This window comes from Persicitalea sp., from assembly GCF_041751555.1.
Taxonomy (GTDB): domain Bacteria; phylum Bacteroidota; class Bacteroidia; order Cytophagales; family Spirosomataceae; genus Persicitalea.
In genome coordinates this window covers 1-7,260 of record NZ_JBGSXF010000689.1, presented here as the reverse complement: position 1 = coordinate 7,260, position 7,260 = coordinate 1, and the positions used below count along the sequence as shown (strand labels likewise).

Sequence of the window (7,260 nt, the reverse complement as noted above, 5' to 3'; positions counted from 1 at the left end):
GGGGCGGCGGCTACGGCGTCGTCAGGCAGGCTGGTGATCACGATTGCCCCCAAACCCACAGCCAGGGCACCGCCCGAAGCCAGCATTATTTTTTCCTCTTTGGTGAGTTTTTTGAGTACCGGTTTCTTAGGCATCGGGGGTAGAGCCGCTACTGGCGCGGCAGCGGCGGCAACAGGCAGGGGCAGGGAAACGGGCGCGTTCACCAGGCTTTTGGCCCATATCTGCGTTTTTTCAAAATCAGGATTGCTCATTTCTATTTTGAATAATGGTTTTACGGTATCAGGGGCTTTTTGCAGGCCCGGCAGTTTTTGGTTTTTTCCAATAATTCAAAGGGCTGCTGCACGAAGTTATGGCAGTGCGGACACACGTAGTTAATCCGGTACCAGTCTTCCAGACCATTGTAGCCCTTGCGCTCCTTGCTAAGCCTGCGCGAACTCATAAAAGCACTCCCCGCAAACCCCAGCGGGATGAGACTACCCACAAACCCGAACACCTTATACTCGGGCGGCAGTACCTGGAGCAACAGCGGCCCCATCACCGCCCCAATCGGGAAACCCAGCCCCTGTATGCGGGAATTCATGGATTCCTGCGCGTGAATCTCGGCCAATCGGTATTTCTTTTCGCGGTACTCGTCACTGACTTTTTTAAGGTTCCAGGCAATCTCCCGCAATTCCTCGTCCTGGGCCGAAGGCTCCTCATAAACGGGCAGCGGGTCCGATATCGGAGCGGGCGGCGAGCGGCGTTCCGGCGCCGGGGTCTCCATCGCTGGGCGTTCCAGGATTTGATCCCACGAAAGCGGCGTCTTTCCGAGCTTGATCTGGCTGGTGGGCGTCACTTCCTTGCGGTACACCCGCATCCCGTTCACAAAAGTCCCGTTGGCCGAACCCATATCCTGAATCTCCCAGGTGTTCGTGACCGGACTCAACAGGGTAAGTGTGGCGTGGGTGCCGCTCACGTCGTGCGCATTGAGGACGATGGTGTTGCCGGGTTTCCGCCCGACTGTTACTCGTTTGACCAAAGGATTCATCGCATTTACGGCCAATTGATCGGGTATTTTATTCGAATAATTTCTGCTTGCAGCCTGGTCCGAAGGACGAATGCAAGTAGCAAAATGCCCCCAATTGATAAAATACGTCAAATGACGTATTTCGCAAGGCCTTAATCTTCAATAACATTGCAACATCATTTTATCACTCGTTTTCGACGCCTGCCATGCTGATCACCAACCTTACCGGAGAATTGATTCGCGCCGTGCAAATCGCGCAGGCGACGGCCCGCGAGTACCGCCAGGCTACATTCTCCCCCGCGCATCTGTTGGTGGGTTTGCTTCACAACGATGTGGGGCTGGGCAGTACGCTGGTAGCCTGGGACACCGACATCCAGTTCATCCGCGACTGGGCGCAGTATAAGATCGAGAAGTACCCCAAATCGGCCCGGACTATAGAGGAACCCACGGGCGACGAAAAGATACTGCTCACCATGGAAGTGGCCGACGTGATCCGGTTGAAACTCGGGCAGTCGGAGGTTTCGCCCTTTGCCGCCCTAATCGCGATGAGTCGGCCCGAGGTGGCTTTTAGTAAAAATGAACTCAAGGCATTTCCGCTCACGGAAGGATTTTTATTGGAAAAAGCCCTCGCCGAAGTTCAGGAGGTCAATGACAATCAGGTACCTGGGGTGTCTTCCAACGGCCTGAATTCAAATTCCGGCACGGCTCCGACCTCGGGCGCGGCGGCTCCCGCGAAGGCCATCGCCCGATTCTGTATCGATAAAATTGCGATGGCCGGGGCCGGAAAACTGGATCCCATCGTGGGCCGCGAACGCGAAACCCGCATGATGGTGGAGACGCTGGGGCGTCGCACCAAGCCCAACGTCATTATCGTGGGGGAGCCGGGCGTTGGAAAAACGGCGCTGGTCGAGGGCCTGACCCACCTGATCATCGGCGGAAACGTGCCGGCACATCTGCAGAATGCCCAGCTTTTTCAGCTAGACATGGGAGCGTTGATTGCGGGGGCTTCCTACAAAGGGGAAGTGGAAGACCGCCTCAAGAACATCATTGCTGAAATAAAACAGTACCCCCGCGCCCTCCTATTTATCGACGAAATTCACGTTTTGATGGATCCGCAGGGAGGCGTCACCGGACTAGCCAACCTACTCAAGCCCGAACTGGCGCGGGGCGAATTGACCGTGATCGGCGCTACGACCCTGGACGAATACCGAAAGTACCTCGAACGCGACGAAGCGTTCAGCCGCCGCTTTGAGATTTTGAAAGTGGAGGAGCCGGACGATACCCGCGCCCGCCGCATGATCGAGAAAGTGGTACCCTACTTTGAAAAACACCACGGCCTAACCATCGACCATGAAGCGGTGAAAGAAGCGGTGTTGCTATCGCGACGGTACATCAAGGATCGTCGCCTGCCCGATGCAGCCCTCGACCTCATCGATCGCACGATGGCCGCCCGCAAGCTCCTGACCGAAACTACCTCCCAGGAAATTGAATACCTGAACGGCGAGTTTGAACGACTCAAAGCCGAAAGCAGCGAGGGGTACGGGCCGGGCTATATGGATGAACTCCGCTGGTTTGAGCAGCAACTCCACGATCGACTGAGTCCGGTGCTTTTGGGGCAGATTGAAGAGTTAAACGATATCAAAGACATAGACGACCCCGAAACGGCCCTCGAAGCCCTCACCCAGTTGCTGGAAAAAGTACAGGAGCAGTCGCAGCAGCATAAGGAACTGGTGGATAAGACCGACATAGCCGCCGTAGTGGCCTACAAAACGGGTATCCCGCTCGGCAAGATTCAGGTGAATGAACAGGAAAAACTCCTCCAACTGGAAGACCACCTGCGCCGACGCGTCGTGGGGCAGGACACCGCCATCGCGATCATCGCCAATGCCATCCGGCAAAACCGCTCAGGGGTAGGTGAAACTGGAAAACCCGCTTCATTCTTTCTGTTAGGCCCCACGGGTACGGGCAAAACGGAACTGGCCAAAGCCGTATCCGAACTGCTTTTCAACGACGAAAAAGCCCTGATCCGGTTCGATATGTCGGAGTACGCCGAGGAACATACGGTTTCTTTGCTTAAAGGCTCGCCGCCGGGCTACGTCGGGTACGAGGAAGGCGGCCTGCTAGTGACCCGCATCCGGCAGCAGCCGTTCGCCGTGGTACTTTTTGATGAAGTGGAAAAGGCCCATCCCAAAGTTTATGACATTTTTCTACAGATTTTGGACGAAGGCCGCCTGCACGATACGCTGGATCGGGAAGGGGACTTTACCAATGCCATTCTGCTTTTTACGTCGAATATCGGCTCCCAGTTCATTGTAAAAGAATTCAACGAAGGCAGGGTACCTACCCAGACCGACCTCATCCAGAATATGGAGGGGTACTTTCGGCCCGAATTCCTGGGTAGGCTCACGGGTCTGACGCCCTTCCGTCCCATTACCGAAGAAACGATCCGGCGCATATTCAATTTTCAACTCCGCCCGCTTCGCAAAAGCCTGGATAAGCTGGGCATTACGCTGACGATCGAGGAGGCTGCCGAAGTTGCACTTTCCAAAGAAGGCTATAATCCTCAGTTCGGAGCGCGACCCATCCGGGCGGTTATCAGTAACCGTCTGCGGCAACCGCTGTCACAGATGATTATTTCGGGCGAAATCGGCAAAGGCAGTACCGTAAACCTAACCCTGAACCCGGAGGACGAATACGTATGGGAAAAGCAGGAAGCCCCGGTAGCTACTGAAGCTCAAAACTCATAAACTCATAAACTTTAAACTCATAAACTTAACCATGGCAGGACAATTCGATTTTATCAGACCGGGAGGCAACGTAGATCCCGATGCAAACAAAGGCAGTGAGAAAATAGAGGCTCTTCCGCCCTCGCGTACACTGTTCGTGTCGGCGTTTAACGCGTCTCCCGAAAAAGAAATGGTGAACGGGCTCGAAACCATGGAATCCGTTTTCGACCATTTCAAACCCCAGGTAGAAGCCGAATTTCAGGATGAGGAAGGAGCGCCGGTGTTTGAAACCATCACCTTCGGTAAAATGAAAGACTTTTCACCCGAAGGCATGATGGAGCAAAGCCCGTTCCTGAAAGAGCTGGCTGGCAAGGAATACAACCACGACCGCTTTTACAAAAACCTGAAAAACAATCGGCAACTCCAAAAGGCCCTGAGCGATCCCGAAACCCGAGCCGCCTACCTGAGTGCCCTCCAAAGGATGATCAGCGAGTTAAAGGAAAGTCTGTGAAGTACTTGTAGCAGGATGCCCAAAAGTTGAGAGTGGGCCCTCTCTTTACGACACCACTCTTAATTAATCATTAATCACTCATCACTCATCACTCATCATTGTTTTACATGGCAAAGCAACAGGAAGAAACCCAAAAATCAATTGAAGAAGTAGCCTACCGCGACCCGGCGGCCACGACCACCAGTGCGTCCCCCCAACCGCTTTCCCTCAACGAAAGCCTGGAAGTCATGAAATCGCTGGGCGGCTTCAAATTCCTCGAAACGACGGTCGAGGGGGTGCGGGATATGAATCCCCAGAAGGCGGGGGCCAAAGCCAACTACCTCTCCGACGAAGATACCGAAGCGGAACGCCGCGACTTGCTCCAGCGCCTGGAAATGTGGGCCGCGCTTGTCGGCGAATCCGAAACCGTGGATCAGATGCAGGCTAAAGCCCGGCAGGGACAGGAAACCAACGAGCAACTGCTGAAAAAAAACCAGTCCAGGGTACTGGAAGAATCCAAAGCCCTGGAGGTGGCCTATCAGGGGCTGGCGACTTTTATGCTCAACACTGAGCAGCGCGAAATTCCCAAGCTCACCATCGTGAATGCTTCCATGGACCAAGTGGCCGACATCAAGGACGGCGAAGTACTGAATACCATCGACCAGGAATTGCACAATAATTACCAGGTGTACGACCTGAGCGACAACTATTCCCTGATGGTCATTCCGGGCTACATGGGCAAGAACACCGTGATTGACGCCTTCGCTCGCGTGGCCAGCAAACATAAGGTGATGATGATCACCGATTACGAAGATTTTACCGATGCGAAAGAAGCCATCTCGGCTTTTGAAAAGGGCAAACTGGCCGACGCCAGCAACCACAAGGCAAATCTGTTGATGGCCTGCAACTGGCTCGTGGGCCGGGGTGCCCACGAAGACTTGGGCGAAGAAGAAGCGCTGCATATTCCGCCTTCAACGGCCCTGGCCGGGCGAATGCACTCGGTACTGATGTCACAGCCTGTCGCCGGAGCTACTTACGGAATGCTGATGGGGGCCGAAGGTACCCGCTTTAAAATCGATCGCAATCAGGCGGGCGACATGAATCGCTTGGGACTTATCCCGATGCTCTCTGCCTTCGGCAAGGTACAGGCCTTTTCGGACCGGACAATGTTCAACGGCGACAATGTGGGCCTGCAGACCTACTCCGTCGTGCGGGTGTTCGACTGGATCAATAAGGTACTGGTGGATTTCCTGGATCGCTATGCTTTTCAGAACTGGACCTACGACACGGACGACAATCTTCGCAAGCAGATTTCTAAGTTTCTCAACTCCATCACGGGCTCTAAGAAACTCATCAAGGACTATACCGTAAAGGACATCCGGCGCGACCCGAACGACATCAAGAACATCATTCTGGATATCTCGATTACGCCCCACTTCTCGGCCCGAAGCTTCTTGGTGAGCCTGTCGGGCATGGACGGCGGCGATGAGTGGAATACTGAAGTCAGCTAATCTTAACCAAAGTACATTACCCTTAATTTTTTCAACTTTAAACAACAAAAATCATGGCTTTTGAAGCAACAGTATCAATTGACGGCGGCACTCCCCGCAAACTTCACAACTGCTCATATTCCGTATCGCAAAGTGCCGATTACGTGACCGGAAAAACCACCTCCGAAGTCTTCGCCGGGAATGTTTCCCTAGTTGTAGAAGGTATAAAGGAGTCCGAGTTCTGGAAACTCGCCATCCACCCCACCAAGCGTAGCAAGGGCAAGATCGTATTCAAGGATCCCGCCGACATCGATAAGGATTTCAAGACCGTGGAGTTCGAAGATGGCGCCGTGGTCGGGTACAGTGAATCCATGGACGCGGGTACCAACGGCACCATGACTGAGAACGTCACACTCTCCTGCAAGAAGCTCACCGTGGATGGGGTGGCTTTTGAGAAGAAGTGGTAAGGAAAGTGATTTTCCGCTCGCGTGGCTGAATCTATTCTGGTCACGCGCGTGGTAAACCCCCATTCTTAATTCGATAATTTTATGGATCTCAATCAATTGAAGTCACGGTACGATGTGTTGGCCACTCGGCAGCTTATAGTCGCGGAGGGCATCAAAGACATGGAGGAAATTGAGCGTACTCTTTTTTCGGATGCCGCCTCCGCACAATCCTGGGGCAATTTTGCCGTCGTGATACAGGCCGCTCTAGTTCCGTTGAACGTGATTGTCAATGCATTCGAGGTGAAAAAGGCCACTTCTATCTATCAGAGTATTGTCAAAACACTCTATAGTCAATACGCTGCCAGCGGATCACGCAATAGCAAACCTACCAAGGAAATATTTAAGGTTTTGGGGGGAGTAATCACCGATCATCTGAAAAGCCAAGCCCTGACCGAATATATTCCGGGTGTAAACATCCTGTTGGGATTTGCCCAGGATTCCATTGCCTTTTTTAACACGGCTGTAGAAGTGAGTAATAATTCTAAGGAGCAGAGTATCCTCTTCACTAATATGCGTCTGCAGATGGATAAGGCAAAGAAGGAAATGTTGAAGTTGGGAACGGAGCGTGCCATAATTCATGACCGTCTCACGCAAATTAATCGGACTGCGTAGGTGAATTCTATACGCTGTTGTCTAAATTTAAATAGCGTGAATTAGCTAATCTAAGGAAAGAGAAATGACCATCCTTAATTTTCCATTGACACAGGTAACCGCTGCCCAACTCGAAGTCATCTATCCCTTGACTAGAATGTCTCGAATCAAGGAAGCTGTGCCGCATATCAATGAGACTTTGAAAGTGTATCAAATAAATACACTCAATAGGGTAGCGTGCTTCTTGGGACAAATAGGTAAAGAAACCTCTGGACTCAGTTTGACCAGAGAGTTATGGAACCCCACAGCTGAGCAGGAAAGGTATGAGAGAGATTTTGATCAGCCCTTTGAAAAAACAAACAAACGTAACAGGAAAGCACACGATCTAGGTAATTCCAAAGTAGGAGACGGATTTCGATTCCGGGGCCGGGGACTGATTCAGACCACAGGG

General features: G+C 52.6%; 8 protein-coding genes. 6 read left to right on the top strand and 2 right to left on the bottom strand.

The genetic code is table 11. The features are described 5' to 3' along the window. On the bottom strand, window positions 1-251 hold a 251-nt coding region (locus ACEW8P_RS24260; RefSeq protein WP_373515645.1), incomplete at its 3' end, for a hypothetical protein. 20 nt (window positions 252-271) lie between these two features. Next, window positions 272-1,042 carry an FHA domain-containing protein gene (locus ACEW8P_RS24255; protein WP_373515644.1) on the bottom strand — a complete coding sequence of 257 codons (771 nt, stop codon included), beginning with the start codon at window positions 1,040-1,042 and terminating at the stop codon, window positions 272-274. A gap of 170 nt (window positions 1,043-1,212) precedes the next feature. Between ACEW8P_RS24255 and ACEW8P_RS24250 the strand changes: the two genes are divergently transcribed. The 6 genes from ACEW8P_RS24250 to ACEW8P_RS24225 all read left to right on the top strand — a co-directional run. Beyond that, a complete protein-coding gene (locus ACEW8P_RS24250; RefSeq protein ID WP_373515643.1) occupies window positions 1,213-3,753 on the top strand; it encodes an ATP-dependent Clp protease ATP-binding subunit in 2,541 nt (846 codons plus the stop codon). A 31-nt stretch (window positions 3,754-3,784) separates the two neighbouring features. Beyond that, a complete protein-coding gene (locus ACEW8P_RS24245; RefSeq protein WP_373515642.1) occupies window positions 3,785-4,243 on the top strand; it encodes a type VI secretion system contractile sheath small subunit in 459 nt (152 codons plus the stop codon). 107 nt (window positions 4,244-4,350) lie between these two features. Further along, complete coding sequence (locus ACEW8P_RS24240; RefSeq protein WP_373515641.1) at window positions 4,351-5,733, top strand: type VI secretion system contractile sheath protein TssC; 1,383 nt, start codon at window positions 4,351-4,353, stop codon at window positions 5,731-5,733. A 53-nt stretch (window positions 5,734-5,786) separates the two neighbouring features. Further along, window positions 5,787-6,179: a type VI secretion system tube protein TssD gene (tssD, locus tag ACEW8P_RS24235; protein ID WP_373515640.1), complete on the top strand. Its 393-nt coding sequence runs from the start codon at window positions 5,787-5,789 to the stop codon at window positions 6,177-6,179. An 81-nt stretch (window positions 6,180-6,260) separates the two neighbouring features. Continuing rightward, window positions 6,261-6,830, top strand: coding sequence for a hypothetical protein (locus ACEW8P_RS24230; RefSeq protein WP_373515639.1), 570 nt, complete (start codon window positions 6,261-6,263; stop codon window positions 6,828-6,830). Between the two features lie 64 nt (window positions 6,831-6,894). Continuing rightward, window positions 6,895-7,260 (top strand): hypothetical protein (locus ACEW8P_RS24225; RefSeq protein ID WP_373515638.1); only part of this gene is annotated, 366 nt, incomplete at its 3' end.

Coding starts and splice junctions, on each gene's coding strand:
- ACEW8P_RS24245 (WP_373515642.1), top strand. CDS start 3,785: ATGGCAGGACAATTCGATTTTATCAGACCGGGAGGCAACGTAGATCCC.
- ACEW8P_RS24230 (WP_373515639.1), top strand. CDS start 6,261: ATGGATCTCAATCAATTGAAGTCACGGTACGATGTGTTGGCCACTCGG.
- tssD (WP_373515640.1), top strand. CDS start 5,787: ATGGCTTTTGAAGCAACAGTATCAATTGACGGCGGCACTCCCCGCAAA.
- ACEW8P_RS24250 (WP_373515643.1), top strand. CDS start 1,213: ATGCTGATCACCAACCTTACCGGAGAATTGATTCGCGCCGTGCAAATC.
- ACEW8P_RS24240 (WP_373515641.1), top strand. CDS start 4,351: ATGGCAAAGCAACAGGAAGAAACCCAAAAATCAATTGAAGAAGTAGCC.